Source organism: Rhizobium sp. P32RR-XVIII, assembly GCF_012641395.1.
GTDB lineage: Bacteria > Pseudomonadota > Alphaproteobacteria > Rhizobiales > Rhizobiaceae > Rhizobium.
On the sequence record NZ_JABAIH010000006.1, the window covers coordinates 338143 to 363063 of the forward strand.

The window sequence follows — 24921 nt, forward strand, 5'->3', positions numbered from 1 at the left end:
GGCGTTCGCCGTGTCATCATCTCGCGCCGTGAAAGATGATCCCGACGGTCTGGCGCATGCCGGAGCGGACACGGCTTAGGCCGTGGCGCAGGTTCACGCGGTCGTCATGCTGCGGCCTTCGTGGCCTCGCCTTTGGAGCGCAGCGCGGCGACAGCCACATGAGAGACAACGGCAATCGACCCGAGGACGACGATGTAAAAGAAGAGAAAGCCGAGCGCGGACTGCGGCCGACCGATCGCTTCAACCCCATGGCGGAGCGCGATCAGGACCGGATAACTCAGCATGTAGAAGCCGTACGCAAGACGCCCGGCCTGCCTCGCGACGCCGCGGAGCCACAACGGGTTGGTCGCCGTCGCCGAGAGCAGGACGACAATCGGCATCGCGACGACCAGCAGAGGAAGGCTGACATACTTCGACGGCAGCAGCATCATGGCGAGGAAGGCGCACCACATCAGGAGCGGATTGAGACGCGGCAGCTTATGTCCCCAGCGCTGGACAAGGTGGTAAGCCAAGGCGCCGTAGAAGAAGCCGAACAGGCATCTCGGATACCCGCCCCAGTAGGACTGTGGTTGGTAGCCCATGTTCGGATTTCGGGCGAGGAACGCAACTGCGAGGCATAGCAGACCCGCGGACAAGACCAGCGGAATGAGCAGATGAAGGTTTAGCCACTTCCGCAGGAGACACAGCATAGCGAAAGCATAGACCTCAAGCGCGATCGCCCAGGTCGGCGGGTTGAGTGGAAATACGTAGGCCGGATCTACGAAGGTCGGCAGGAAGAACGGGTTGAACGTGACCGCCTGCTGAACGACCGGCCATGGCCATTCGACCGATCCCACCTCCGCAAGGATTGCCGCGACGGAAAGGCTCATCAGAATTCCGAGAAGGTAGAGAGGATATATCCTGGAAAGCCGGCCCCAGATCAGGCTCTGGAAGGTGGCGGTCCGTCCTCCCTCCGCCATCAGCCGTCCGCAGAAATAACCTTCGATGGCGAAAAAGAAATCGATGCTCAACTGGCCCTGCGTGAACGGGTCTTTGAATAGCCCCTCCGTCCAATGCGAGGTGAAGATCATGATGGGAGCTAGGGCCTGAAGGCCCGTCAATGCGATCGTGTTATCGTGGTCCGATGACATCGTTTTCCCCTACGCTGCTCGGGATCAATGGTGGTCTCCGGCGACGACGCGGTAACTTCCGGTCGTCTCATGAAGGCAAGGAAGATTGCCCGTTTGCCCCCGTCCCCGCGCTCAATGCAGGTCATCTCGGCGCGCCAAATTCGAGGCGAGCGTTGCAGGCTGGTAGACAAGCAATTTTGGCATGCGAATCCATCACTCCATCCTCATACGCAACCAGGAACTGCAGGAAAGGCTTTCACGGATCTTCGAAAATTTCAACCCAAAAAACAGCATGCAAGCCCGAAGAAAAAAATTAGAACTTGGAAGTCAAATATTAGGTCGATCTCGAAGCTGCCCTCAGCGCCACTCTGACAAGAAGCCAATGGCGAAGACAAGAAACGTCTTAAAGCCAAGCGTTTCTAAGAAAATTCGAAAGAATACTTATTATGTATTGCGAGTAATGGAGAAGTATGCCATTAATTACCGTGAACATGGATCCCACACTCGTGGGTGGCTATCCCAGCCGCCGATCCGCTGGGCAACCTCTAAGCAAGCACACCGCGCGTATCATTTCGGTGGATAGCCCAGGTTGGAGTGCGACTATGTTCTTCACCCCGTAAGTTTATCTTCCCTTACTGTCGCCAAGCGATTTGCATCGATTATGCACGCTGAATGGTTGCAGTATTGCTTATGGTTTGACTTTTAAGTGCAGAAGCGTATGCGCGTTTTGCGTGTATTGCTATTGCGTTTTGGTGCCGAAATTTTTCGGCGAAAAGCGTCCGTTGGCGCGCCGGGAGGGCGGCCGATGATGTCAGGAAATACACATCATGCTTGGTAATCGTGTTTATGAGCGTCAATCATTATAGCGGGCACGCCGATGCGGACCGGTTGGAGGAGGTCGGTAAACCAGTCGGCGGGTCAAGGAAGCCGCTGTCGAGCCGTGCAACGTCTGCGGGGGCATGGGCCATCGCCGGCAAGCTCGGCGCCAAGCTGATCGATCTCGGAACACTGGTCATTCTGGCCCGCTACCTGACGCCCGCGGACATGGGTCTGATCGCGATGGCCATGACGGCCGTCCTCATCATCGAGGCCATTCTCGACCTTCCAATCGCCGCGGCGCTTCTGCGGACCCAGAACCCCACCGACGATATGTTCGATACTGCGTTCACGCTTGGCGTGATCCGTGGTCTCGTCATCGGCCTGATACTTGGAATCCTGGCCTGGCCCTTGTCGCAGTTCTACGGGTACCCCGAGCTCGCCGCTGTCATCGGAATCCTCAGCTTGGCACCCGCAATGCGGGGGATGGCGAACCCAAGGATGATCGTCTTCGCGCAGCATTTCGATTTAAGACGCGATTGCGCCATCGACGTCGCATCGAAGAGTTGCGCCTTTCTCGCCGCGGTCACCGTCGCCATCGTCTTTCACAGCCACTGGGCCATCGTTGCCGCGATCATCGCGACGCCGCTTGCCGGTCTCATCCTGTCGTTCACCTTCGTCCCCGTCGCGCCAAGGCTTACCCTTGTTGAGTGGCGTTTCTTCTCGAGCATCTTCGGATGGAATACGCTTACGCAATTCATCTCGGCGCTGAACTGGCAGCTCGAGCGCCTTATGCTCCCCCGCTTTATCCCCGTCGCTCCCTTCGGCCAGTTCACTGTCGCGACGGACATCAGCGCAATTCCCCATCAGGCAGTCGTCCAGCCGTTGGTGAAGCCGTTGGTCGCGACCTTTGCACGCTTTGAGGATAAGAAGGAGCTTGGCATCATCTACTGCCAGGTGGTCGGAGGCTACGTGCTTTTCCTAGGGCTGGCCTTCATGATCATGGGTGCTCTTGCGGAGCCGTTGATCGCTATCGTCTTCGGTCCTCAATGGCTGTCCGCAGCGCCGATCCTGACCTGGCTGGCGATCATCAACATTATCGCCATACCGCTTCTGCCCCTGGTGCCGCTCGCGCTCAGGCTTAACCAGATGCATTTCCTCACAATCCGGATGGCGGCAGAGATGGCGGTCAGGATCCCGCTGACACTCGTCTGCATCGCCCTCTATGGAGTGAACGGAGCTCTCGTGGCTCAGACCGCCGCGGCTCTTGCCGTTCTGGCGATCGTGCTTTGGAGCGTTCGCGAGATGACGGGCGCAAGCGTGATCGCCCAGGTGGCCGCGTTCATACGGCCGCTAACCAGCCTCGCGCTCACCTTTGCGCTTTTCAGATATGCCTCGCCGTTTCAGTTTGAGGGACAGGATATTTTCGCCCACCTATGGCGAGCCTCCGCCGCATGCGCCTTGATGATCGCGTGTTACGGCGGGCTGACGGCAGCCCTTTGGGGGCTCGCGGGCCGGCCAGAAGGCGCGGAAACCTACGCAATCAGAAGAATTTTCAGGGCGTGAGGGGCAAGTTGCGTTGAGAACAGCGTTGTGAGTTCCGGCGCAGATAAAGACTGTGTCTATGAAAATTCGTACATGACCGTCGATGCCGGAAACAGCAATGACGAAGTCAGGACCAGCGGCTATTCAACGTGAACACGGGTAACGGCAATGACCTCATGGCGACCCTGGGTTATTCTCAGGTCGACGGTGGTGCCGGCAAAGCCGCTGCTGTCGCTTTGGTACAGGTATCGGCTTAGGCGCGGGCTCGGCGCAAGCCCGCAGGTGGAAACAAGCGCACATTTGAAGAGAGAGGCGCCACCGGGCATGGACACGCCCGGGCTTTAGTCGCAATCTCATGGAACGAGGACCAGCAATCGTAGCGAGCGACATGCTGGAACCAAGCGGCAAGCATGTCCGTTTCGGTCCTGAACCTTAACGAAAGGAAGGCACTATGCGCATCGTTGGAACACAGGTCATACCTGCTGGTGGCGGGAAGGCCGGCTTCACGGTCGAGTTCGTTTGCGACGGAGGCGAAATCGTCTCGGTACAGCTGCCGAACGATGATCAGCGCTCGCTCAACCGGCAAAATGCGATAGACAAGGCAAAGGAGCTGATGAGCCGGATCTCATCCTCCGATACTCCCGAGGGTGGGGCAACGAGCGCTCGCTCGCCTTCTGATCGATCGGTGCTCGAGGAGGAATTGGATGAAGGGCTTGAGGAAACGTTTCCGGCCAGCGATCCGGTCTCGGTAACGAACCCTTCTATTTCAAAGCACTAGAAGGCGCAAATCGCCGCCCGGATTGGGCGGCAGTGAAAGAAAAGGCGAGCAGCCGCCGGCTGCTCGCCTTTTTAGCGATATGTCATCAGCAGGGGAATGCCGACGGCAAGGCAAACGAGAACAACGGCGCTCGCGATCCGCAAGATACGGAGGCGCCGTGTACGCTCCCCACTCCAATCATAAGTCATAGCCGGTCTCCTCGGGATTGGGAGTTAGAGCCCGGTCCGCCGGGTTCAATAGGTATGGCACAACTTGCTTGCGTAAGGCTGATCTAAATTATCACTGTAATAATTAGGGAATTCGCAGCTTCAGTCGCCAAACCGTAGCGCCCAGCGGCTGCCGTTGTGGGTCATGCGCACGACGGACAGCGGCTCGACATCCGTCAGCCAGAAAGAGGATAGTGGTGCCTGCAGCACATTGAGGATCGCGGTGCGTATCAGCGTCGCGTGACTTATCGCGACGACGTGGCCGCCGAGCGCTGATTGCGGTTCCATCCACGCGGCGGCTCGCGCTGCGAGCTGTTTGAGATCTTCGCCGCCGTGGGGCGCTGATTCAGGATTGCTCATCCAGGCAAGCAGGTTTTCGGGTTCCTGCATTTGCAGATCGGCGATGGTCATCCCGCTCCACCGGCCGTAATTGCAATCGGCAAGCAGCGGATCGGGAAGAGCAGAGAGCGAGAGCGCTTCGGCTGTCTGGCGTGCGCGGAGTGCCGGGCTGGCCAGGACGCGATCGGCGCGTTGCAGCCGCTCTGCCATTGCGCGCGTCTCTGCGATGGCTTTTTCCTCAAGCGGTTCGTCGAGGGGAAAACGGCCAGAGCGGTTGGCGCTCGTCAGCCCGTGGCAGATCCAGGTGAGGCGGGTGTGCATTCCTGGTTCTCCGGAATTCCGATGGGGAGGCGGATGAAGTTTCGTTGACAGTTTTCCACGCGCAGATATAACGGTCATGTTGCGGGTTTGGAAGCCGGTGAGAATCCGGCGCGGTCGCGCCACTGTAACCAGGATGCGAAAGCAGGCTGGAAGTCAGACCCTTACCGCACAATGCTCTTTCGACTGAACGCGTTTTCCAGGAGGAACACATGTCTGACACCACTTTTACGCCTGTCGCAGCACCGGCGCCGATCCCGGTGGGTGAAATCCTGCCTTGGGCGATCTTCGGCGGTTTGCTGATGATCATCGCTATCTATTTCGTCGGCACGGAAGAAGGCGCGATGGCGCTGTTCTCCGGCGGTTATGTGCATGAATTCGTGCATGACGGCCGCCATCTTCTCGGCTTCCCCTGCCACTAAAGGACGACCGACATGGTTGGGAACCTTTTGCTTCGCGGCATGCTCGCGGGGGTGATCGCTGGCGTCCTGGTCTTTGCCTTCGCCCATTTCTTCGGCGAGCCGCTGGTCGACCAGGCCATTGCCTTCGAAGAAGCGGCCGCCCAGGCGGCGGGCGAAGCGGCCGAACCTGAACTCGTCAGCCGCGCCACGCAGGCCGGCCTTGGCCTCTTCACCGGCGTCATGGCCTATGCGATTGCCGTTGGCGGTCTCTTCGCTCTTGCATTCGCGTTCGTTCATGGCCGCTTCAGCCGGCTCAGCGCCCGTGGCACGTCCGCAGTGATCGCGCTCGCCGCCTTCGTTGCCATCATCCTCGTACCCGGCATCAAGTATCCGGCCAATCCGCCGGCGGTCGGCAATGGGGATACGATCGGAGTGCGCACCGAGCTGTTCTTTCTCATGATCGTTGTGTCGATCGCTTCGCTGATTGCGGCAGTGGCGTTCGCGCGTCGTCTCACGGCACGCTTCGGCGTCTGGAACGCTTCGATTATCGCTGGCGTGGCCTACATCGTCTTTATCGGCCTCGTGCAATACCTGCTGCCGCCGATCAACGAGGTGCCGGAGAATTATTCGGCGATGGTGCTCTGGCGCTTCCGAACGACTTCGCTCGGCATGCATGTCGTCCTGTGGTCGACGCTTGGGATCGTTTTCGGCATGTTCGCCGAGAAGCGGCTTGCATCCGGGACTGCGGTTGGCCGTCCGGCATTCCGCTGAGAGGGCAATGATGAGCCCTGGAACTCCTGGGGCTCATTTTCCAAGACCATGAAGAGAGTCAGTCTTCCGCTTCTTATTCTTTCGGTCAGTGCCGCCTTCGCCCAAAGCGCGATGGCGCATGGCCGCAGCGCCGTCGGCAATCACACTGGCATCCCGGTTCCTGAAATCTCCCATGGCGAGATGGCGGTGATCGCGGACTATCGGGACCGGATCATTGATCTGGCCTCGAAGGCGACCGATACGAACGAGCCGTTCAGACGCGTCCTGAACTATGCGCAGATCCAGTATTCCTACTGCCTGTGGGGCCGGGTGCCCGGCAGCGTCACGGACGAGCAGAGCCCGTTTAACGAATGCGCTCATGCCTATCTGGCTGCGACGAAGGCCGTGCTGATGGCCATGCGCGGCATGCCCCAGGAAGCGGACGTCGCTTCGGCGATTATTTCAGACGCCGACGTCGAAATGGTGCGGCGCGGGCTTTCGCTCATCACCTGCCGTTTCAGCGGCGAGGCGTTCAATACGGCGGATGTCGTGCGTCCACGCTGGAGTGAGATTCCCACGCATCCGGCCAGCATGGCGTCGCTATCGGGGCTGATGGCAATTCTTTTCGGCGTCTATATCGCGGTCCGCAGGCTGCTTCGCCCTCAGTCGTCCGTATAGCGCTGCTCGCGCCACGGGTCGCCGTAGATATGGTACCCGTTCTTTTCCCAGAAGCCTGCCTGGTCGGCGGCAATGAGGTCGATCCGGCGAAGCCATTTGGCACTTTTCCAGAAATAGAGATGCGGCACGACGAGGCGCATCGGGCCGCCGTGATCGCGCGTCAACGGCAGGCTCTCCCATGCTGTCGCAAGGATCGCATCCTCAGCTGCAAAATCGGCAAGCGGCAGATTGGTCGTATAGCCGTCATAGCTCGTCAGCATGACGAAACTGGCTTCCGGCTTCGGCATCGCAAGATCCAGTAGATCGCGTGTCGAAACACCGTTCCAGTTGTTGTCATAGCGCGACCATGTGGTGACGCAGTGGATGTCGCTGACCTTGGTACTCTGCTCCAGCGCCTGAAAGGCTGCCCAGGAAAGGTCGAGCGGGGTTTCGACGAGGCCGCGGACCTCCAGCCGCCAAGTGTCGAGCGGGATGACCGGCTGCTGGCCGAGATCGAGGACGGGCCAGTTCTTGACCAGATGCTGGCCGGGCGGCAGGCGTTCGGTTTCCGGGCGGCTGATGCGTCCTGTCAGGAACTTGCCTTCGGCCGCCCAGCGGCGCTTCGAGGTGGTGAGCTTGCTGTCGGCGGGGGGGTGCTCGTCGCTCATGCGGGTTATCCTTCTCGGGTTGGCGCAATAGGACATCCCGGCTTCGCGCAAGTCAAGGCAAGGCGGCCCTTGGAAATCCGGCGTCCGGTCATTAGACTTGAGCAGTCGGGGTATGCCTTCCGGGGAAGGAGGCAAAGGGAGAGGAGCCGGACCTGTTACCGAGATACAGGTTGATAGCCGCATTGTTGTCAGTGCCGTTCATCGTCTTCGCCTTCTTCTATTACGGCGGGACGCTGGCGACGCGCGCCTATATGGGCGAGGCTTCGGCGCAGGCAGGCACGGCACTGCGGCTGGCGGTCTCCGCGCTCAGCGGTCACCTCAGCCGCTACGAGGCGCTACCGGCGCTGATTGCCGATCACGACAACATCAAGCAATTGGTCAGCAGTCCGGACGACAGGGAGCTGCGCAACGCGGCAAACCTTTATCTCAGGGAAATCAACGGGCTTCTGAAGTCTTCCGACATCTATGTGATCAAGCCGGACGGTGAAACGATCGCGGCCAGCAATTTCGATTTGCCGGGCAGCTTCGTCGGTGAGAATTTCAGCTACAGGCCCTATTTTCAGCAGGCGATCGGCGGCAACAGGTCGCGCTTCTACGCGCTGGGGACCACTTCGCTGAAACGCGGATACTATTTTGCCTCGCCGATCCTCGCCGGTGCCGAAATCCGCGGCGTCATTGTCTTCAAGGTCGATATCGACATGATCGAGGCTTCGTGGAGTGACGGAGAATACCGCATCTTCGTGTCGGACCCGGAAGGGATTATCTTCATGTCCGGCAAGCCGGATTGGCTCTACAAAGGCATTCTGCCGCTGACTGCGGATAGAATTGCACGCACCGAAGCGTCCCGCCGCTACGCAAACGCAACGTTGGCCGCGCTGCCGATCGCCCGTGGCCGCTTCGAAGAGCATGACTTGATGACACTTGTCGAGGAGGGCTTGCAAAAGGAATATCTGGTGCTCTCGCACTATATGGCCGCCGAAGACTGGACCGTTCACGTGCTGATGGAAACCGGGTCCATCAGGACCCAGGCCCGCACGGCACTTGCCGCGGTCTTCCTCATTCTGTGCATCGCGGGGCTGGCAGTCGCGATCATTCGGCAGCGGCGGATGCGGCTCAACGAGCGCATGCAGTTGCAGGCGGAAGCGCGCAACGAACTGGAGCGGCGCGTCGAGGAGCGCACCGCCGATCTTGCCCGCGTCAACAGCCGCATCGAAGAGGAAATTGCGGAGCGGCGCCTGACCGAGCAACGGCTTCGCCAGACCCAGGCCGATCTTATCCAGGCGGGTAAGCTTGCCGGGCTCGGCCAGATGTCGGCGGCTTTGTCGCACGAATTCAACCAGCCGCTTGCCGCGGCGAAAACCTATACGGACAGCGCCGCCGTGCTTCTTGATCGCGGAAGGACGGCCGAAGCGCAGGACAATATCCAGCGCATCGGCGGACTTATCGATCGCATGGCGTCGATCAGCCGGCACCTTCGCAACTTCGCCCGCAAACCAAACGAGAAGCTCGGCCCCGTGCCTCTCGATGAGGCGATCCGCGACACGCTCGAGATCGTCGAATGGCGGCTGAAGGCGGCGGATGCTGATCTGAGGATCGATCTCGGCATTCAGCCGCCGGTCGTGCGCGCTGGATCCGTGCGCCTGCAGCAGGTGCTGGTGAATGTGATTTCCAATGCCGCCGATGCCGTCGAGGGGCTTGATGACCGGGGGATCGAGATAACGGCGTTGGAGGAGCAGGGCAGGGTGGTGCTGACGGTGCGCGATCACGGGCCTGGCGTGCCGGCGGCTATCGCCGAGCGTATCTTCGATCCCTTCTTTACAACCAAGGGCGTGGGTAAAGGATTGGGGCTCGGACTCTCGATCTCCTATAACATCGTCAAGGATTTCGGTGGCAGCCTGACGGTCTCCAATCATCCGGAGGGGGGTGCGATGTTCCGCATCGAGCTGCAATCGGCAGCGGGTAAGATGCCGGAGGCGGCGGAATGAGCGAGCAGAAGATCCTGTTGGTGGACGACGAGGAGGAACTGCGCCGGTCGACCGCGCAGGCGCTGGAGCTCTCCGGCTTCAATGTCGAGACTTTTTCGAATGCCGATCACGTGCTGGAACTGATCGGCTACAGCTTCGCGGGCGTCGTCGTCAGCGATATCCGCATGCCGGGAACCGATGGCATGACGTTGATGCAGAAGATCCGTGAGATCGATACGGAAGTGCCGGTCATCCTCGTCACCGGCCATGGCGACGTTCAGCTCGCCGTGAAGGCGATGCGTGAAGGCGCCTATGATTTCATCGAAAAGCCGTTCACGCCGCAGATGCTGGCGGGGGTGATAAAGCGGGCCTTGGAGCGGCGGAGCCTTGTGCTGGAAAACCGGCTGCTCAAGGCCGTAGCCGGCAAGCGCGACGACCTCGAGGCGCGCCTGCCGGGACGCACGCAGGTGATGGTGGATCTGCGATACCGCATCCGCGCCATCGGGGCGAGCGATGCCGACACGTTGATTGTCGGCGAGACGGGCGCGGGCAAGGAGGTCGTGGCGCGGGCGCTGCATGACATCAGCGCGCGCGCAAGCCGCCCCTTCATCGCGATCAACTGCGCAGCGCTGCCTGCGAACCTGATCGAGAGTGAGCTTTTCGGCCACGAGGCCGGCGCTTTTCCGGGTGCCGTGAGGCCGCGATACGGCAAATTCGAGCACGGGCGCGGCGGCACGATCCTGCTCGATGAAATCGGTTCGATGCCGTTCGATCTGCAGGCGAAGTTTCTCCGCGTCCTTCAGGAGCGCGTGATTACGCGCCTTGGCTCGAATGAGATGGTGCCGCTCGATGTGCGCTTCATCGCGACCAGCAAGGTCGATCTCGAAGCCGAAGTTGCCGCGGGACGATTCCGCGCCGATCTTCTTTATCGACTGAACGTCGCAACGCTGCATGTACCGGCGCTGGCGCAGCGGCGGCAGGACATCCCGTTGTTGTTCCTCCAGCTCGTTCGCGAAGCGGCCGCACGCTACGGCCGCGAAGACATGGCTGTGCCGCCCGAGGTGATTTCCGAGATCGCCCAGCGCGACTGGCCAGGCAACGTTCGCGAGTTGCGCAATGCTGCGGACCGCTTCGTGCTCGGTCTTGATGGCGGGCGGCAGATGGGCGAGCTCAGCGGCCTTGCCGATCGCGTCGCGGAGTTCGAGCGCGGGTTGATCGCCAGCGCACTCGTCGCGCATGGCGGCAGCCTGAAACCCGTCTATGAGTCGCTACAGATTTCCCGCAAGACGCTATATGAAAAGATGCAGAAATACGGGCTGGACAAGAAGCTGCTCGTCTCTGAATAGGCGAATGGGTGGATTTCCACACATCGCCGACCGCCTTTGTGTCCATTTCGACCCATGCTGCGCTGCACGCGCGTGAAATCTCATCAACGGGCAGCCCGGCGCTGTTTGCGGCCGTGAGTTCAGAGCGTCCTAATGGTCCGATCCGCACTGGCGCGTGGAGGCGTCGACGGTATCGTATTTTCAGGGAGGAAAACGATGAAAATTCTGAAGACCATGCTTGGCATGACGGCGGCTGTTGCCGTCGCGGTTCTTGCAAACGCGGCTTCCGCACAGACCTATCCCGAGCGCGCCATCACGATGGTTGTTCCCTTCTCGGCCGGCGGCCCGACCGACACGGTTGCCCGCCTCGTCGCCGAATCCATGTCCAAGGATCTCGGCCAGCAAATCGTCGTCGAAAACGTTGGCGGTGCCGGCGGGACGCTCGGCGCAGGGCGGGTGGCCGCAGCCGATCCGGATGGTTACACGATCCTGCTGCATCACATCGGCATGGCGACCAGCGCCACGCTCTACCGCAAGCTCGCCTACGACACGCTGAACGCCTTCGAATATGTCGGCCTCGTCACCGACGTTCCGATGACGATCGTCGCTCGCAAGGACTTCGAGCCGACCGATCTCAAGGGCCTTATCGAATACGTCAAGGCCAACAAGGACAAGGTGACGGTCGCCAACGCCGGCATCGGCGCCGCCTCGCATCTTTGCGGCATGATGTTCATGAGCGCGATCCAGACGCCGCTCACGACCGTTCCTTACAAGGGTACCGGCCCGGCGATGACCGATCTTCTCGGCGGTCAGGTCGATATCATGTGCGACCAGACGACCAACACGACGAAGCAGATCCAGGGCGGGACCATCAAGGCCTATGCCGTCACCTCGCCGAAGCGCCTCGATGTCCTGAAGGACATTCCGACGGCGGTCGAAGCCGGTCTGCCCGGTTTCGAAGTCGGCATCTGGCACGGCATCTATACCCCGAAGGGCACGCCGGCAGAGATCAACGAACGGCTTTCGAAGTCGCTGCAGGTGGCGTTGAAGGATCCGAACGTCGCTGCCCGCTTCGCAGAGCTCGGCACGGCACCCTCGACGGAAGCCGAAGCTACGCCTGCTGCGTTGAAGGCCAAGCTCGAAAGCGAGATTGCACGCTGGAAGCCGGTGATTGACGCTGCCGGCGAATATGCCGACTGATCGCCGGCGCTCATTGGGTGTCCCCTCACCCTCACCCTCTCCCCCGGCGGGGAGAGGGGACTTGTCATGACCCCCCTTCTCCGCTCGGGGAGAAGGTGCCCGAAGGGCGGATGAGGGGGCTGCCCGGCAGGATGCGACCTTTCTCCAACCTCACGGAGACATTATGAAATCAGTTAGCTTCGACACCACCAACGCCATCTGCGGCGCGCTTCTTGTTGCGACCGGTGCATTCTTCGCCATCCAATCCTACAACCTCGACCTTGGGACGACGCTGCGCATGGGCCCGGGGTACTTCCCGCTGCTGCTTTCAGGCGTATTGATCATTCTCGGCGGGATCGTCTTTGTGCAGGCGCTTCGCGTGCAGGGTGAGCCGATAGGGCCGCTGGCTTGGCGCGGGATGCTCTTCATCCTGCCTGCTCCGATCTTCTTCGGGCTGACGGTTCGAGGGATGGGGTTTGTACCTGCAATCTTCCTGACCGCTTTCATTGCCTGTTTCGCCTCGCATCGGATGACGGTGATCTACGGGATTTTGCTCTCGGTGCTGCTGACGGCCTTTTCCGTCGGCGTCTTCAGTTATGGCCTCGGACTGCCATTCGAGCGCTTTGGCCCCTGGGTCCGGTTCTAGGAGGTCGCAATGGAACTTTTCAGCAATCTGGCACTCGGCTTTGCAACGGCGGCAACGCCCGCGAACCTCCTTTTCTGCCTCATCGGTGTCCTGCTCGGGACGCTGATCGGCGTGCTGCCCGGTATCGGCGCGACCGCGACGATCGCCATGCTTCTGCCGATCACTTTCCAGCTGGAGCCGGTGTCGTCGCTCATCATGCTCGCCGGCATTTACTACGGTGCGCAGTACGGCGGTTCGACCACGGCGATCCTGATCAACATGCCGGGCGAATCGTCCTCGGCGGTAACGGCGATCGACGGTTACCAGATGGCGCGGCGAGGCAGGGCCGGAGCGGCGCTCGCGATCGCCGCACTCGGCTCCTTCTTTGCAGGCACCGTCTCGACCTTCCTTGTCGCGATCTTTGCGCCACCACTGACCGAGATCGCCCTGAAATTCGGCGCTGCGGAATATTTCTCGCTGATGGTCGTCGGACTGGTGTCGTCGATCGCGCTTGCCCACGGCTCCGTCGTCAAGGCGCTGGCGATGGTGGCGCTCGGACTGCTGCTCGGCTTGGTTGGCACCGATATCTACACCGGCACGCCGCGTTTTACCCTTGGTATCCGTGAATATGCCGATGGTTTGAATTTCGTGGCGCTTGCTGTCGGTGTCTTCGGCATCGCCGAAATCCTGCGCAACCTCGAAGGGGAGAAAACCCGGACGGTGCTGATGGCAAAGGTCACTGGCCTGCTGCCGTCACACGAGGAATTCAAGGAGATGATCGCGCCGGTGCTCCGCGGAACGGCGATCGGCTCGGCTCTCGGCATCCTGCCGGGCGGAGGGGCGATCCTGGCGTCCTTCGCCTCCTATACTGTCGAAAAGCGGGTTTCGGACAGGCCCGAGGAATTCGGCAAAGGCGCCGTCGCCGGCGTTGCAGGTCCGGAATCGGCTAACAATGCCGGGGCGCAGACCTCCTTCATTCCGCTCCTGACGCTTGGTATCCCGGCCAATCCGGTGATGGCGCTGATGATCGGCGCGATGATCATTCAGGGGATCGTACCTGGACCGAACGTCGCGTCCGAGCAGCCGGCGCTCTTCTGGGGCATCATCGCTTCCATGTGGATCGGCAATCTGATGCTCGTCATCCTGAACCTTCCGCTGATCGGGCTCTGGGTGAAGCTGCTGACTGTGCCGTATTACGTGCTCTTCCCGATCATCATGGCCTTCTGCTCGATCGGGGTCTACAGCGTCAATTCCAACGTTTACGACCTCTATGCCGTCGCCTTCTTCGGCTTCATCGGCTACGTGCTTGCCAAGCTCAGATGCGAACCGGCGCCGCTGCTGCTCGGTTTCGTGCTGGGGCCGCTGCTCGAGGAGAACCTGCGGCGCGCGATGATCCTTTCGCGCGGCGATCCATCGACCTTCGTCACGCGGCCGATCAGCGCGACCCTTCTTGCAATAGCAGCAGCCGTCCTCGTCGTCGTCTTCCTGCCGAGCGTGAAGAAGAAGCGCGAAGAGGTTTTCGTCGAGGAAGCTTGAGGGTTGCGGTTCGACGTTGTTTGTTGAACAAAGGGCCATCTGACGCGGGCGCCGGTTTTGGCGCCCGTTTCGCATGAAGGATATCCAGGCCTATGAACATCCCTGCGCGGATCAAGGACGATCTGGCTTTTCTCACATCGGTGCGCCGCGATCTGCACGCCCATCCGGAGCTCGGTTTCGAAGAAGAGCGCACGAGCGGCATCGTGGCGAAGCTGCTGAAGGAGGCGGGTATCAAGCTGCATCGCGGACTGGGCGGCACAGGCGTCGTCGGCACGCTGCAGGTCGGCAACGGTACGCGGGTGATCGGACTTCGAGCGGACATGGATGCGCTTGCCATGCCGGAGATCGCCGAGCGGCCCTACAAGTCAACCGTCCCCGGCAAGATGCACGCCTGCGGGCATGACGGACACACAACCATGCTGCTCGGCGCGGCACGCCATCTGGCCGCGACCAAGAGTTTTTCCGGTACGGTGCACTTCATCTTTCAGCCGGCGGAAGAGGGCAGGGGTGGCGCAAAGCGCATGGTGGAGGAGGGGCTTTTCAAACTCTTCCCCTGTGATGCGGTCTATGGTTTGCACAATATGCCGGGCCTTGACGTCGATGAGATTGCGGTCGTCGAAGGGCCGCAGCTTGCCTCCTCCGACAGTTGGCGCATCACATTTCGCGGAACTGGAACGCACGGCGCAAAGCCGCATCTCGGGCGAGACCCGATCACCGCCGCAGGTACGTTCCTCGCCTCGCTGCAGACCATCGTCGGCCGCGTCGTCGATCCCCTCCAGCCTGCCGTCGTCAGCGCCTGTTCGCTGCAGGCGGGCAACCCCAAGGCGCTTAATGTCATTCCGGACACGGTCGAGATCGGAGGAACGGCCCGGGCCTATTCCGCCGAAGTGCGCGATCAGCTCGAAGCGGAGATCGGCCGTCTCGCTCACGGGACGGTGGCGATGTACGGCATTGCCGTTGACTATCAATTCGAGCGGCGCATTCCGCCGGTCATCAACGATGCCGATGCGACACGGCGGGCGCTCGGGGCAGCGCAAACGGTATTTGGAGAGAAGGTGCGGACGAGCTTTCCGCCTTCTACCGCGGGGGACGATTTTGCATTCTTCGCGCAGAATGCGCCGGGCTGCTACGTCTGGTTGGGCAACGGGCCCGCGGCAGACGGCGCCTTGCATCACAACACGTCATACGACTTCAACGATGCGGCGATCGGCTATGGCGTGGCTTATTGGGTGGAGCTGGTGGAGCGGGAGTTGGTGGCTTAGGCCGAGACGGATCGCCCCCTCATCCGACCCTTCGGGCCACCTTCTCCCCGAGGGGAGAAGGGAAAACAGGCGACGTCTCGCCAGTCCGCCGACATCGCCTTTCGGATGAAGCGCCGCTACGTGTCCCTTCTCCCCTCGGGGAGAAGGTGCCGGCAGGCGGATGAGGGGGCCTTGAGCGTAGGCGCTACAAAATCTCCAGCACCGGGCTCTCCAGCACCTCTCCCGTCATCACATCCGCAATACCGCGATCCGTCTGGTGCGGGCCGGAGTTGCAGGCGAGCGTCGCACCGAAACAGGCCTTGAAGACGAGGTAGGGCGGCTGCCAGTCGACGATCTTTTCCATCGCCTTGCGGATATTGTGAAAGCCCGAGGCTGTATCCTGCAGAGACGCTTCCGTGACGAGGCCGGAAAGCGGCAGCGGCAGGATTGCTTCGATGTGGCCATCCTTAACGACGGCCATGCCGCCGCCTGCAGCAATGACGGCATTGGCGGCGACCGCCATATCCGTCGCGTTTCCGCCGAAGAGGGTGAGATTGTGGCTGTCGTGCGATACCGTCGTGCAGAAGGCGCCGCGCCATTCGCCCCAGCCCTTCAGGAAACCGATGCGCGGGCGGGGATCCGCCTTGCCGTGACGATGCGCGACGGCAATCAAGGTACTGCCTGGCGGCGGCACGACGAAACCGGTTTCAACCTCGGCTTCGGCTTCATCCCATCGGGTAAAGCGCGGCTGGTCGATCAGGGCGACGCGAACGCGACTACCCTCCGACGGCACTTTGAAGTCGTCTTCGGTCAGCGGCGAGAGTTTTACAGAATCTGCAAGCGGCGTGGCATCAAGCGGATCTACGGTGACGGTGAGCTTGCCGTCCTGCGCCACTGTGCGGCCATTGGCAATGACGGTACGTGCCTTGAAGTCCTCAAGGTCTTCGAAGAGGACCATATCCGCCCGGCGCCCCGCGGCAATTAAGCCGAGGTCGCTGCGCTGCAGCCGCTGGGCGGCATTGAAGGTCGCGGCGGAAAGCGCCCATTCCGGCTTCATGCCATAACGCACCAGACGGCGGACCACGTCGTCCAGGCCGCCGTCGCGGTAAAGCTCGTCCGGAAATACGTCGTCGGTGCAGAGCGTCAAGGTCGGCGGCATATGGCCGATGCCGTTCAGCGCCTCGACGAATTCCTGCAGCAGGTGATCGTGCGAGCCGCGAAGCTCGATCGTCATTCCGGCGTCGAGCTTCTGCAACAGGTCGGCGCCGGAGGTCAGTTCGTGATCGGAGGTAACGCCGGCCACCATGAAGGCGTTGAGATCGGCGCCCTCAAGCCCCCGGGCGTGCCCGCAGACGAGCTTGCCGGAGGCAAGCCCCGCATTGACGATGGCGGTGATTCGCGGATCGCCGTCAATGACGCCGCGCATGTTCATGACTTCCGCAACGCCACCGAGTTCAGGCATGCGGAGCATCGCTGCAATCACCGAGGCATCGAAGTCCGCGCCTCCGGCCTCCAGCCCCGGCGCCGAAGGAACGCAGGACGGCGCGAGCAGGATCATGCGCAAAGGTAGAGCATAGGAGGCCTCGATCGCCCAGCGCACGCCGTCGAGACCATACACATTAGCGAATTCGTGCGGATCCCAGACGATCGTCGTGATGCCACGCGGAAGCACGGCTGCCGTATATTCGGCGGGCGTTACCATCGAGCTTTCGATATGCATATGCGTATCGATGAGGCCCGGCGTCACGAAAGTCCCGCGGGCATCGATGATTTCGACGGCGTCGCTTCGGCTCGCAGGGGCATGCACGCTTGCGATCAAGCCACCGACGAGACCGATATCCGCGTCGCGCGAGCGGCCGGTGACCAGGTCGACCAGTTTGCCGCCGGTGATCAGGACGTCGAACGGAGCGGCTCCTTTTGCGGCGGCGACGGCCCTGGCGCGTAGCGACGGGTCGTTGATATCGGCGGGTTCCCGGCCAAGTTCGATAGTCATTTGCGGGCCTCATTGACCAGGGCTGCGAGAATAATGGTGTGCGCCTTTTCGGCGTCGATGTCGTCGGCGAATCGCGCGTTGAAGGTTGAATGGCTGGCGCGCGTCTCGACAACCGTGCGGCCGCGCGTCAACTGGCCGTGCAGCTCGACGTCGATGCGGGCGGGGCGGAAGCGCACGATATCCGGCGCGACGAAGGCAACGGCGGCCGACGGGTCGTAGATCGCCATCGCTGTGCGGCCGCGGCTGGTGCCGATACGGATATAGCCGGCAAGCATATCGGCGAGCATCTCGGCGTTCGCACCGCCACCGCTGCGCACCGGCTCGATGTCTTCCGGCTTGGCCAGCACCTTGCGGCAGAGGTCGAGATCGACCATGCGCAGCGGCAGCCCATGGGCGATGACGATCGCCAGCGCTTCCGGATCGGCAAACGCGTTGAATTCCGCCGAGGCGGTGTGGTTGCCGCTCGTCACACCGCCGCCCATCCAAGTGAGGTCGGTGATGAGTGCGGCGAGATCAGGCCGAGCAAGCGCCAAAGCCGCGATGTTCGTGAGCGGGCCAAGCGCCAGAATGCGTCGCGGCCCCTCTTGCTCCAGCCAGCGGCAGAGGGCCGTGAAGGCATCGCTCTCTGCCGGTGTTGCTGCCTTTGGCAGGCCTTTGCCGATCGTCGGAATTCCGGTTTCCCCGAGGACAGCCTGGGCCGTCTCGAGCTTGGCGAAGACGGGTTGGCCGCGTCCGGCATGGATGGGGAACTTCCAGCCGAAGGCTTGCGCGGCGCCTGCGGCGTTTGCCTCTACCTGCGCCAGCGGCGTGTTGCCGAAGACGAGCGAGACGCCGTCTATCTCGAGCCCTGACTGGCTGACCACCAGAATGGCGGCAATGTCGTCAAAACCCATGTCGGTATCGATCCAAACGCCCATGATCTTCATCCGAATCGAGAGAGGGTTGCAGCCGCAGCCAGCGGGAGGTCGAAGGCGAGCGCCGTGCCGATTTCATGAGGCGACAGACTTGCGTCCACCTCGGCCTTGATCGGCCCAAGCGGGGTATCCAGCAGATATTCACGCGTGTTGCCAGCAAAGGAAGTGCCGCGCACAGTTCCCTGGAAAGGACCGGAACCAAGGGTAACCGTGCGCGGCCGCCAGGCCAAGCCTGCGGCGTTGGGCGCAGGAGCTGGCAAATGGATGGCGCCATTCGGGGTTGCGAGCTTGCCGTTCTCCAACTTGAAGACATTTTCGAAGCCGACGAAATCGGCGACGAAAGCGGAGACCGGCTTGTTGTAGATTTCCTCCGGCGTGCCGATCTGCTCGATGCCGCCGTTCACCATGACGACGATGCGGTCAGCGAGCGCCAGCGCCTCAACCTGGTCGTGCGTGACGAAGATCATGGTGACGCCGGTCTCTTTCTGCACGCGCTGCAGTTCGGCGCGCATCTCGAGGCGAAGACGCGCGTCGAGGTTGGACAGCGGCTCGTCGAGCAAGAGCACCTTCGGCTCCATGACCATGGAGCGCGCAAGGGCGACGCGCTGCTGCTGGCCGCCAGACAGTTCGGCGGGCTTGCGATCGACAAACTTGGCAAGGCCGACGGATTTGATACCGGCGCTCACCTTTGCGTCGAGATCCTTGCCGCCGATACCCTTTAGTCGCAGGCCGAAGGCCACGTTCTCATAGACCGTCAGATGCGGGAAGAGCGCGTAAGATTGAAAGACCAGGCCGACAGCACGCTTGTTTGCCGAAACGCCGGTGATATCGGCGCCGTCGAGTTTGATGCGGCCGGCGGCCGGTTTCAGCAAACCTGCGATCGACCGCATCGTTGTCGTCTTGCCGCAGCCGGAGGGGCCGAGCAGGGCGACGAGTTCGCTCTTGGCGATCGAAAGGTCGAGGTCCTTCACCGCGACCGTATCGCCATAAGCCAGCGTCAGCTTGTCGAGTTGAAGATAGGCATCAGACATAACGAGAAAATCCCAGGAAGCGTTCGGCCAGGAAAACGATGCCGATCGAAAGAAAGGCGAGCAGCGAGGAGAGCGCCGCGATCGACGGGTCGTAGGTAGTTTCCATGTAGCCCAACATGTCGATTGGCAGGGTGCGCACGCCGGGTCCGGACAGGAAGAGTGAAACCGGCACCTGGTTGAAGCTGGTGACGAAGCCGAGGATGAAGGCGGCCAGAATGCCGCCGCGGATATTCGGCATCACCACCCGGAAGAAGGCGCCGAGCCGCGACGAACCAAGCAGCACGGCGGCCTCCTCGATGTCGGCGCGCAGATTGTTCAGGCTCGCGGAGACGACGCGCACAGCGTAGGGAAGGACCAGCGCCGTATGGGCGAGAAAGAGCGCCAGCGTGATGTTGAAGGCGAAAGGGACGACGAGATAGCGCAACAGCGCGAGACCGACGACGATGCCGGGAACAATGATCGGCAGCGACACGATCGTACGCACGGTTTCGCCGAAAGGAAGCCTATAGCGGGAGAGCGCATAGGCCGCCGGAATTCCGAGGATGAGAGCCGCCAGCGTGCCGAAGACCGCGAGGAACATCGACATGCCGAAGCTTTCGCGAAAACTGTCGATGGTGAAGACCTTCGCTACCCATTTCAGCGACAGCCCTTGCGGCGGGAAGGCGAGGGTATCGCCTGCCGAAAGGGATGCGGCGATGATGATCAGGAACGGGCCTATCAAAAACGTCAGCAGCAGGAGGAGGATGATCGGAGGAAACAGACGTGAGGTCATCGCTTGTTCCTCGCGGTGGCAAGACGCTTCAGGAGGACATTGGCGGCAAAACTCATGATGATCAGTATCAAGGCGACGACGCTTGCCGAGACGAAGTCGTTGGCGACGGAGACCTGCTGGTAGAGCAGAGTCTCCAGCATCAGCACCTTGGAGCCGCCGAGGACGGCAGGGGTGATGTAGGCGGTGAGTGAGCCGGTGAAGACGAGCGTCCCGCCGACGACAAGACCCTCCTTCGTCAGCGGCAGGATGACCTTCCAGAAGACCTGGAACCAGTTGGCGCCAAGGACCCGGGCCGCCGGGATCGCATCCTTCGGCATATTCTCGAGCGCGCTGATCAGCGACAGGATCATTAGCGGCAGGAAGAGCTGCAGCAGGCCGATGAACACAGCCGTCTCGGTGAACAGCAGGCGGAGCGGTTCGTCGCTGAGGCCAAGGCCGGTGATCGCGTGGTTGACGATGCCGGTGCGGCCGAGGATCACGATCCAGGCATAGGTACGGGCGACCGGCGAAATCATCAGCGGCAGGGTGACGAGGCCGATCATGCGGCCCTTGCCTTTCGGTGGCAGGTTGACGATCGCGAAGGCTGCGGCATAGCCAACGACGGCTGAAACGGCGGTGACTTCCAGCCCGAGCTTGAAGGTGCGCAGGAAGACCGTGCGGTTGAGGGTCTCGGAAAAGAAGCCGCTATAGGCAGCAAGCGTCCATCCGCCATCCACGCGAAAGCCTTCCGAAAGCAGAATGCCAACAGGTAGCAGAAAGACCACAGCAGCAAATACCGCTGCGGGCAGGGCGAGCGCCATGGCTTCTGCTCGGTTCTGGAACATGATGCGGCTTTCGGAGCTGAGGGGCGGATGGCGGAGGGCGGGCCCGGCAAGCCGGGACCAGATGTCATGGCAGCCTTATTGGCCGACCTTGTCGTTCCATTCCTTGAGCCATGCGGCTCGATTATCGAGCGCCTGTGCCGACGGAATGAGCTTGAGGCTCTTTGCGGTGTCCTCGCCGTAAGTAAGATTGTTAGCGGCGGCGTCGGAAACCTTCACTTCCTTGTTTGCCGGGCTATCGATCAGCTTTTCGGCGAGTTTCGTCTGGATGTCGGTCGACAGCCAGAAATCCATGAACTGCAGGGCCAGATCCTGGTTCTTTGAGCCCTTGGTGACGACCATGACGTTCATGCCGCCAGTCTGACCTTCCTTCGGCTTTGCCCAGGCAACCGGAACGTCAAGCTTGGTGAAGCCGGCCCAAGAGAAGCGGCCGATCGGGGCGGCCCAGATTTCTTCCTGCTGCATCAGCTGCACGAGCTGCGAGGACTTTTCGTAGAAGGTGACGATGTCATCCTTGTTCTCGCCGATAGCCTCGATCGGCCCCTTGAGATCGGGCGTATCCTTACCGAGCGCGAGGCCGAGCATATAGAGCGCCGGAGGCCCCTGGTTTGTGGTCACGTTCGGAAAAGCGATGTGACCGACATATTCGGGCTTCAGTAGATCGGCCCAGGATTCGATCTTCATTTTGTCGGATCGGTAGGCGATCGAGGTGGCATAGAAAGTGTAGCCGACGCTCATGCCGTCGCCGTTCGGATCCTTGGCGACATCATAGAGCTTACCGAAATTGGAGAGCTTGGAGGTGTCGATCTTGTCGATCAGGCCTTTGCGCGCCGCGGACAGCGCATCGGCCATGGAGACGACCGCCATGTCGATGACGGGATTGGCCTTGTTGGCTTCCATCTTCGCAAGGCGCTCAACGCTGTTGCCGGTTTCGACAACGACCTTGCAGCCGCACTGCTTCTCGAACGGATCGTAGACCAGCGCCTTGAAGTCGTCCTGTGCAAAGGCATAGACGGAGATGGTGAGGGTCCTCTCCTGCGCCATCGCGCCCAACGGAAATAGCGAGAGCATTGCTGCCGATGCGACGAGCGCTGTCTTCATGTCAGGAGTTCTCCCTCTCCAGGTTTGAAAGCGGGCTCCTTGGCCCGGATGATTGGCGGATGATCAAGTGCATGGGGACACGATCGACCTTGGCCGTGACGATTCTGCCCTCCGGGATGCTGCTTGTGCCTATGCTGTCCAGCAAGGCTTCCACGGCGATCTCGGCAATCTTATCCATGTCCATTTTCACGGTCGTAAGTGCAGGCGCGGTGACTGGAGACCAGATGAGATCGTCAAAACCGGTGACGCTGACGTTAGCGGGCACCTTAATGCCGTGCAGCTGCAGTTCCGTCAGGGCGCGCAATGCCTGAAGATCCGACAGCGCGGCAAATGCGGTGTGTCCCTGCTCGACCTTCCGTGCGAGGCCAAGCGAACAGCCGGTCCCGGCACGACGCTCGAGCTTTTCGATCCAGAGTGATTCGCAGCTCATGTCCTCGTGAAGACCCGAACGGATGCCGTCGGCCCGGTCGTTCTGTACGTTCGATTCCGGATTGTTTCCAATGATGAGGATTCGCTTGTGGCCAAGGTCTGCAAGGTGGGCCGCGATCAGCTGGCCGCCCTGCCAGTGATCCGCGGCCACCGTGTTGCCGGGGGTCGAAGCGGTGTCGATGACGGCCACAGGGCAGCTTGCCGCGGCAATGCGCGTTGCGCGGCGAGGCACGATGATCATGCCCTCGACGCCACGCTCGACCAGCCGGTTGATTGCTTCGGTCTGGGTCGCAACATCTCCGCGGGAGTCGGCGATCAATACGCCATAGCCGGCCGAAGCGGCAGCAAACTCGATCGCCTGCGCGATCTTGGGGAAAAGGGGATTGGAAATATCGGGGAGAACGAGCCCTAGCACGCCGCTACGGCCGGTGCGAAGTGCACGGCCAGCATGGCTTGGAACATATCCGAGCGCCCTGGCATGGTCCCTGATCTTTTCGGCAAGGCGTTCCGAGACGCGTCCCTTGCCAGAAAGCGCATTCGACACCGTTGCAACAGACACGCCAAGTGACGTTGCAATCCTGCTAAGGTTCGGTCCCGAGCGCAATTGAGGCATGATTTGCAGCGCTTTGATTAATCGTTTAATCGGCGACTATATGAAGCGTGCCACCTTGTCGAATCCATTTTGAGGAATGACGAATTTTCCACAGCGGAAAGTAGAAAATAACAAAACCCCGAAGTTGTTGTCCAACTTCGGGGCTTTTCATGTGTGAGGCTTTGCCATCAAAGCGAATGCTGAATTCAGCTTTTTGAGACCGGTGCTGCTGCGGCGGCGGATGTGGCGGCGGCTCCGGTCTTGACGCCGGCTGCGGCATAGCCGCCGCCGATGGCGACGTTGAGGGAGACGTAGTCCTTGGCCATCTGCTGGATGGCGGCCGCCAGGCTGGCGTCGGCCAGCGAGACGTTGCGCTGGGCATCGAGCACGTCGAGCAGCGAGGAGGCGCCGTCCTTGTAGCTGGCGGTCGACAGTTCCAGCGATTCCTCCGTCGTCTTGACGTTGGCGCGCAGTGCTTCGACCGTCTGGGCGTCGCGGCGCACCGCCGACAGCGCGTTCTCCACCTCTTCGACCGCCTTCAGCACCGTCTGCTTCCAGGCGAGATAGGCCGTCTTGGCGTCGGACCGGGCGATGTCGACGTTGGCGCGCAGGCGGCCGCCGTCGAAGATCGGCAGGGTGAGCGTCGGGCCGAACGACCAGGTGGTCAGGCCGCCGCCCTTGCCGCCGGCGGGATTGACCCAGGACGGCGAGATCGAGCCGGAGAGCGCGATCGTCGGATAAAGCTGCGACTGGGCGACGCCGATATTGGCGGTGGCGGCGGCGAGATCGCGCTCGGCCCGGCGGATGTCGGGACGGTTGCGGATCAGGTCGGCCGGAATGCCGGAGATGATGCCGGCGCGGTAGATCGGCTGGGCAGCACCCTTCTGCAGTTCGCTCAGCAGCGCCGGAGCCGGCAGGCCGAGCAGCGTGGCGATGTGATGGGCGGCGACGCGGAAGTTGATTTCCAGCGTCGGGATTTCCGCCTGCGTCTGCTGCACCAGGCCCTCGGCCTGGACGACATCGAGGCGCGAGGCGGCGCCGGCTTCCAGCTGGAACTGGGTGAGCTCGTAGGTTTCCTGGCGCGAGCGCAGGTTGTCCTTCGACAGCGCAAGGCGCTCCTGGAAGAAGCGGGCGTCGATATAGGAGTTAGCGAGATCCTGCAGGAAGGCGAGGCGGGCGACGTCGGCGGTGGCATAGGCCGAATCGAGCGAGGCAAGCGCGCTTTCCTTCGAGCGGCGGTACTGGCCGAAGAGATCAAGCAGCCAGGAGATATTGGCATCGCCGGCGGAGGTGTTCTCGGCGCCGACCTGGTTGCGGCGCGAGCCCATCTGCCCCGAGACCGTCTGCGAGGCGCCGACCACCAGGCTCGGCAGCGAGCCGGCCCCGGCGACCGTCACATTGCCGGAGGCGGCGTTGATGCGCTCCATCGCCTGCAGCACGTCGAGGTTCTGGTCGATGCCGCGGGCCACCAGGCTGTCGAGCTGCTTGTCGCGGAACGCCGTCCACCACTGCACCGTCGCAACGTCGCCGATGTTCTTGGCGCCACCCTCAGCGAACTTGCCAGGAAGCGGCATCTCGGGGGGTGTATGATTCGGCCCGACCACGCAGCCGGCTAGCAAAAGCAACAATGCCGGTGAGGCAATACGGAGAGATACCATTCATTTCTTCCTGTAACTCGACCAAGTCTAAATTCTTGCCAAAAGCGTCATGCTTTGCCGTCGGCTGCGCTTCGTCCCAACGAGATACACTATGCCGAAGCAGTCGGCCGCAATGTAGCAACGACTCATTCATTCTGGCAGTGCATTTTTATC

22 protein-coding genes, 1 pseudogene, 1 riboswitch and 1 other annotated feature are annotated in these 24921 nt (G+C 61.5%); of the genes and pseudogenes, 11 read left to right on the forward strand and 12 right to left on the reverse strand.

What is annotated here, in order from left to right; all coding sequences use genetic code 11:
- Positions 1-16: 16 nt before the first annotated feature.
- Positions 17-100, reverse strand: a pseudogene (locus HGP14_RS19890) (2OG-Fe(II) oxygenase); the annotation flags it as partial.
- Positions 101-104: 4 nt separating this feature from the next.
- The gene (locus HGP14_RS19895; protein WP_168831603.1) at positions 105-1130 is read right to left on the reverse strand and encodes an acyltransferase; all 1026 of its coding nucleotides are present in this window, start codon (positions 1128-1130) and stop codon (positions 105-107) included.
- A gap of 469 nt (positions 1131-1599) precedes the next feature.
- Positions 1600-1653 (forward strand) — a sequence feature (sul1 is cis-regulatory element that is thought to sense ions involved in sulfur or methionine metabolism; They are found in Alphaproteobacteria).
- A gap of 302 nt (positions 1654-1955) precedes the next feature.
- Here HGP14_RS19895 and HGP14_RS19900 point away from each other — a divergent pair.
- On the forward strand, positions 1956-3491 hold the full coding sequence (locus tag HGP14_RS19900) for an oligosaccharide flippase family protein (RefSeq protein WP_168831604.1): 1536 nt from the start codon (positions 1956-1958) through the stop codon (positions 3489-3491).
- Between the two features lie 430 nt (positions 3492-3921).
- Positions 3922-4248 (forward strand): hypothetical protein, encoded by a 327-nt coding sequence (locus HGP14_RS19905; protein WP_168831605.1) that lies wholly within the window; start codon positions 3922-3924, stop codon positions 4246-4248.
- 308 nt (positions 4249-4556) lie between these two features.
- Here the strand turns inward: HGP14_RS19905 and HGP14_RS19910 are convergent, their stop codons facing one another.
- A complete protein-coding gene (locus tag HGP14_RS19910; protein ID WP_168831606.1) occupies positions 4557-5114 on the reverse strand; it encodes a histidine phosphatase family protein in 558 nt (185 codons plus the stop codon).
- A gap of 54 nt (positions 5115-5168) precedes the next feature.
- A riboswitch (cobalamin riboswitch) is annotated at positions 5169-5292 on the forward strand.
- Between the two features lie 31 nt (positions 5293-5323).
- Here HGP14_RS19910 and HGP14_RS19915 point away from each other — a divergent pair.
- Genes HGP14_RS19915 through HGP14_RS19925 form a run of 3 tightly spaced genes read left to right on the forward strand, consistent with a single transcriptional unit; the run spans position 5324 to position 6940 of the window.
- Positions 5324-5533: a CbtB-domain containing protein gene (locus HGP14_RS19915; protein WP_168831607.1), complete on the forward strand. Its 210-nt coding sequence runs from the start codon at positions 5324-5326 to the stop codon at positions 5531-5533.
- A gap of 12 nt (positions 5534-5545) precedes the next feature.
- Positions 5546-6283 carry a CbtA family protein gene (locus tag HGP14_RS19920; protein WP_168831608.1) on the forward strand — a complete coding sequence of 246 codons (738 nt, stop codon included), beginning with the start codon at positions 5546-5548 and terminating at the stop codon, positions 6281-6283.
- Positions 6284-6331: 48 nt separating this feature from the next.
- Complete coding sequence (locus HGP14_RS19925; RefSeq protein WP_168831609.1) at positions 6332-6940, forward strand: hypothetical protein; 609 nt, start codon at positions 6332-6334, stop codon at positions 6938-6940.
- Here HGP14_RS19925 and HGP14_RS19930 read toward each other — a convergent pair.
- Positions 6925-7587: a sulfite oxidase-like oxidoreductase gene (locus HGP14_RS19930; RefSeq protein ID WP_168831610.1), complete on the reverse strand. Its 663-nt coding sequence runs from the start codon at positions 7585-7587 to the stop codon at positions 6925-6927. The two genes, HGP14_RS19925 and HGP14_RS19930, sit on opposite strands and share 16 nt — an antisense overlap.
- 170 nt (positions 7588-7757) lie before the next feature.
- Between HGP14_RS19930 and HGP14_RS19935 the strand changes: the two genes are divergently transcribed.
- The 6 genes from HGP14_RS19935 to HGP14_RS19960 all read left to right on the forward strand — a co-directional run bounded on the left by HGP14_RS19935 (position 7758) and on the right by HGP14_RS19960 (position 15478).
- Positions 7758-9572 (forward strand): ATP-binding protein, encoded by a 1815-nt coding sequence (locus HGP14_RS19935; protein WP_409527089.1) that lies wholly within the window; start codon positions 7758-7760, stop codon positions 9570-9572.
- A complete protein-coding gene (locus tag HGP14_RS19940) occupies positions 9569-10897 on the forward strand; it encodes a sigma-54-dependent transcriptional regulator (protein WP_168831611.1) in 1329 nt (442 codons plus the stop codon). Before HGP14_RS19935 ends, HGP14_RS19940 begins: the two co-directional genes overlap by 4 nt.
- A gap of 195 nt (positions 10898-11092) precedes the next feature.
- On the forward strand, positions 11093-12076 hold the full coding sequence (locus tag HGP14_RS19945; protein WP_168831612.1) for a tripartite tricarboxylate transporter substrate binding protein BugD: 984 nt from the start codon (positions 11093-11095) through the stop codon (positions 12074-12076).
- A 163-nt stretch (positions 12077-12239) separates the two neighbouring features.
- Positions 12240-12701 (forward strand): tripartite tricarboxylate transporter TctB family protein, encoded by a 462-nt coding sequence (locus tag HGP14_RS19950; protein ID WP_168831613.1) that lies wholly within the window; start codon positions 12240-12242, stop codon positions 12699-12701.
- 9 nt (positions 12702-12710) lie between these two features.
- Positions 12711-14216: a tripartite tricarboxylate transporter permease gene (locus tag HGP14_RS19955; RefSeq protein ID WP_168831614.1), complete on the forward strand. Its 1506-nt coding sequence runs from the start codon at positions 12711-12713 to the stop codon at positions 14214-14216.
- Positions 14217-14308: 92 nt separating this feature from the next.
- Positions 14309-15478: a M20 aminoacylase family protein gene (locus HGP14_RS19960; protein ID WP_168831615.1), complete on the forward strand. Its 1170-nt coding sequence runs from the start codon at positions 14309-14311 to the stop codon at positions 15476-15478.
- Positions 15479-15662: 184 nt separating this feature from the next.
- Here the strand turns inward: HGP14_RS19960 and HGP14_RS19965 are convergent, their stop codons facing one another.
- From HGP14_RS19965 to HGP14_RS20000, 8 genes are all read right to left on the reverse strand, one after another.
- Positions 15663-17450 carry an adenine deaminase gene (locus HGP14_RS19965; protein ID WP_168831616.1) on the reverse strand — a complete coding sequence of 596 codons (1788 nt, stop codon included), beginning with the start codon at positions 17448-17450 and terminating at the stop codon, positions 15663-15665.
- Positions 17447-18367, reverse strand: coding sequence for a nucleoside hydrolase (locus tag HGP14_RS19970; RefSeq protein WP_168831617.1), 921 nt, complete (start codon positions 18365-18367; stop codon positions 17447-17449). Before HGP14_RS19970 ends, HGP14_RS19965 begins: the two co-directional genes overlap by 4 nt.
- A 5-nt stretch (positions 18368-18372) precedes the next feature.
- On the reverse strand, positions 18373-19395 hold the full coding sequence (locus tag HGP14_RS19975; RefSeq protein ID WP_168831618.1) for an ABC transporter ATP-binding protein: 1023 nt from the start codon (positions 19393-19395) through the stop codon (positions 18373-18375).
- On the reverse strand, positions 19388-20167 hold the full coding sequence (locus HGP14_RS19980; protein WP_168831619.1) for an ABC transporter permease: 780 nt from the start codon (positions 20165-20167) through the stop codon (positions 19388-19390). Before HGP14_RS19980 ends, HGP14_RS19975 begins: the two co-directional genes overlap by 8 nt.
- Positions 20164-20991 (reverse strand): ABC transporter permease, encoded by an 828-nt coding sequence (locus HGP14_RS19985; protein ID WP_168831620.1) that lies wholly within the window; start codon positions 20989-20991, stop codon positions 20164-20166. The genes HGP14_RS19980 and HGP14_RS19985 overlap by 4 nt, the downstream gene beginning before the upstream one ends.
- Positions 20992-21066: 75 nt before the next feature.
- The gene (locus HGP14_RS19990; protein ID WP_168831621.1) at positions 21067-22089 is read right to left on the reverse strand and encodes an ABC transporter substrate-binding protein; all 1023 of its coding nucleotides are present in this window, start codon (positions 22087-22089) and stop codon (positions 21067-21069) included.
- A gap of 1 nt (position 22090) precedes the next feature.
- A complete protein-coding gene (locus tag HGP14_RS19995) occupies positions 22091-23131 on the reverse strand; it encodes a LacI family DNA-binding transcriptional regulator (protein WP_168831622.1) in 1041 nt (346 codons plus the stop codon).
- A gap of 185 nt (positions 23132-23316) precedes the next feature.
- Positions 23317-24768 carry an efflux transporter outer membrane subunit gene (locus HGP14_RS20000; protein ID WP_168831623.1) on the reverse strand — a complete coding sequence of 484 codons (1452 nt, stop codon included), beginning with the start codon at positions 24766-24768 and terminating at the stop codon, positions 23317-23319.
- Positions 24769-24921 lie beyond the last annotated feature (153 nt).

Coding starts and splice junctions, on each gene's coding strand:
- HGP14_RS19895 (WP_168831603.1), bottom strand. CDS start 1,130: ATGTCATCGGACCACGATAACACGATCGCATTGACGGGCCTTCAGGCC.
- HGP14_RS19900 (WP_168831604.1), top strand. CDS start 1,956: ATGAGCGTCAATCATTATAGCGGGCACGCCGATGCGGACCGGTTGGAG.
- HGP14_RS19905 (WP_168831605.1), top strand. CDS start 3,922: ATGCGCATCGTTGGAACACAGGTCATACCTGCTGGTGGCGGGAAGGCC.
- HGP14_RS19910 (WP_168831606.1), bottom strand. CDS start 5,114: ATGCACACCCGCCTCACCTGGATCTGCCACGGGCTGACGAGCGCCAAC.
- HGP14_RS19915 (WP_168831607.1), top strand. CDS start 5,324: ATGTCTGACACCACTTTTACGCCTGTCGCAGCACCGGCGCCGATCCCG.
- HGP14_RS19920 (WP_168831608.1), top strand. CDS start 5,546: ATGGTTGGGAACCTTTTGCTTCGCGGCATGCTCGCGGGGGTGATCGCT.
- HGP14_RS19925 (WP_168831609.1), top strand. CDS start 6,332: ATGAAGAGAGTCAGTCTTCCGCTTCTTATTCTTTCGGTCAGTGCCGCC.
- HGP14_RS19930 (WP_168831610.1), bottom strand. CDS start 7,587: ATGAGCGACGAGCACCCCCCCGCCGACAGCAAGCTCACCACCTCGAAG.
- HGP14_RS19940 (WP_168831611.1), top strand. CDS start 9,569: ATGAGCGAGCAGAAGATCCTGTTGGTGGACGACGAGGAGGAACTGCGC.
- HGP14_RS19945 (WP_168831612.1), top strand. CDS start 11,093: ATGAAAATTCTGAAGACCATGCTTGGCATGACGGCGGCTGTTGCCGTC.
- HGP14_RS19950 (WP_168831613.1), top strand. CDS start 12,240: ATGAAATCAGTTAGCTTCGACACCACCAACGCCATCTGCGGCGCGCTT.
- HGP14_RS19955 (WP_168831614.1), top strand. CDS start 12,711: ATGGAACTTTTCAGCAATCTGGCACTCGGCTTTGCAACGGCGGCAACG.
- HGP14_RS19960 (WP_168831615.1), top strand. CDS start 14,309: ATGAACATCCCTGCGCGGATCAAGGACGATCTGGCTTTTCTCACATCG.
- HGP14_RS19965 (WP_168831616.1), bottom strand. CDS start 17,450: ATGACTATCGAACTTGGCCGGGAACCCGCCGATATCAACGACCCGTCG.
- HGP14_RS19970 (WP_168831617.1), bottom strand. CDS start 18,367: ATGGGCGTTTGGATCGATACCGACATGGGTTTTGACGACATTGCCGCC.
- HGP14_RS19975 (WP_168831618.1), bottom strand. CDS start 19,395: ATGTCTGATGCCTATCTTCAACTCGACAAGCTGACGCTGGCTTATGGC.
- HGP14_RS19980 (WP_168831619.1), bottom strand. CDS start 20,167: ATGACCTCACGTCTGTTTCCTCCGATCATCCTCCTCCTGCTGCTGACG.
- HGP14_RS19985 (WP_168831620.1), bottom strand. CDS start 20,991: ATGTTCCAGAACCGAGCAGAAGCCATGGCGCTCGCCCTGCCCGCAGCG.
- HGP14_RS19990 (WP_168831621.1), bottom strand. CDS start 22,089: ATGAAGACAGCGCTCGTCGCATCGGCAGCAATGCTCTCGCTATTTCCG.
- HGP14_RS19995 (WP_168831622.1), bottom strand. CDS start 23,131: ATGCCTCAATTGCGCTCGGGACCGAACCTTAGCAGGATTGCAACGTCA.
- HGP14_RS20000 (WP_168831623.1), bottom strand. CDS start 24,768: ATGGTATCTCTCCGTATTGCCTCACCGGCATTGTTGCTTTTGCTAGCC.